2 protein-coding genes are annotated in these 1,623 nt (G+C 72.3%); both read right to left on the bottom strand.

Annotated features, from left to right (window positions below):
* Nucleotides 1-82: 82 nt before the first annotated feature.
* Nucleotides 83-1,021 (bottom strand): hypothetical protein, encoded by a 939-nt coding sequence (locus tag ACWD3C_RS34055; RefSeq protein WP_451150030.1) that lies wholly within the window; start codon nucleotides 1,019-1,021, stop codon nucleotides 83-85.
* A gap of 7 nt (nucleotides 1,022-1,028) precedes the next feature.
* Nucleotides 1,029-1,457: a hypothetical protein gene (locus ACWD3C_RS34060; RefSeq protein WP_451150031.1), complete on the bottom strand. Its 429-nt coding sequence runs from the start codon at nucleotides 1,455-1,457 to the stop codon at nucleotides 1,029-1,031.
* Nucleotides 1,458-1,623: the final 166 nt, after the last annotated feature.

Genomic DNA, 1,623 nt, shown 5'->3' on the forward strand with positions numbered 1-1,623 from the left:
ACGTACGACGACGACGACGACGACGACGACGAAGGACTGCTGCTGTCCGGTGGGAGATCGGGCTCGTCCACCGGCACTGGTCTCAGCCCTCGCGCAGCTGGCCGGCGGCCTGCTGGTCATCGGGGCGGTGAAGATGCCGCAGCAGACGGGTCAGCGCACCGAGGTCGGTGATTCCGGCTGCGGCGGCCAGCACCGGCAGTGCCACCCCTGCCTCCGCCAGTTCCTTGATCCAGCCGGCCCGCAGCCTGCGGGTATGCAGCCGCGGGCACTTCTCCGGCAGCCTCAGCGACGAGGCGACCTTGGAGACGATCCCGGCTCGGTGGAAGCAGCCCGGCGACAGCAGGTAGACCACCTTCCCGGTGTGGGCGTGGGCGGCCTCGGCCAGCGTGTGCTCGAACGCGCGGCGCACGATGACCATCCGCCGCTGGGTGCGGCCGCGCACCGCGACCACCACCGCGGCCCCGGCCGGGCGCACATCATGCGCCCGCACCTGCGCGATCTCCAACGCGCTCAGCCCGGCCCCGGCACCCAGGGCGAGCAGGATCCGCGCATCCCGGCTGCGGGCCTCGCTCGGCTGCGATCCGGCCGCCGTCCACAACTGCCCCAGCTCAGCCGGGGTATAGGGGGCGAACACGTCCCGGCCGGAGACCGGCACCGGATCGGCCAGCGTGCGCACCCGGGAGATGATCTGCGCCCTGCTGGCCGGGGACAGATCCCGGCGGCCGCGGGCGGCGAACAGCTCCAAGGTCTCCTCGGCCATCCACACCCGCTCGCCCTCGCCCAGGCCGTGGCTGTCGGCGAAAACGGCGATCTGCCACAAGGCGGCGGCCAGAGTGCGGGCCATACCGGCACTCAGCGGGTCGGCGCGCGCGACGGTCTTGCGCAGCGTGGTGGCGATCCGCTCCCACAGCAGTGCCTGGCCGGCATCCACGGCAGCCGGGGTATAGGCGTCGATGCGGTCGCGGACACCGGTGCGCCAGTCGAACACCCCCGGCTCCGGGACGAACTGCCAGTCCAGCACGGGTGGTTCACTCCCGCCCGGCCGACGGGGCCGCGCGGTAGGCACCGTGGTCCACCCGGACCAGACGGCCGCGTTTTTCCAGCCGGGACATGCTGGAGTACACGCTGGCCACCGGCACCTCAAGGGCCTGGTGAACCTGCTCGGGACTCCACGTGCGGGCCGGGTCCTGGGCCAGCAGCAGCGCGATCCGCTCGATCACCGCCGGCTGAGGCCGGCCGGCGTCCACCGCCGGACCGCCGGCGACAGGTGCGTCCGCGACCGGTCCGGTAGACAGGGAACGCCAGCGCTCGACCGCGGCCAGGACCGCCTGTCCGGCATCCAGCCGCTCGCGCACCGCGGCGAGGCGTTCTTCCAGGTCCTTTTCCTGATGGCGCAGGTCGTCGAGGACCTGGCCGGCGCCGGCGAGCAGGTGGTGGACATCATCAGGTGCGGTCACGAGCGGGAACCTGGCCCCACAGCGAGGCGGTCATGCCCAGACGGTCGGCAAACCCCCGGATCGGGCGAAGTCCGCCCGCAGACCCGGAAGATGATCACTCATAGCGTGGAATCCGCCACCGAGCGGCCCCTCACCATCCCTGGTCACCGAAATACATCGGAACCCC

The sequence above is a fragment of the Streptomyces sp. NPDC002845 genome, from assembly GCF_053591955.1.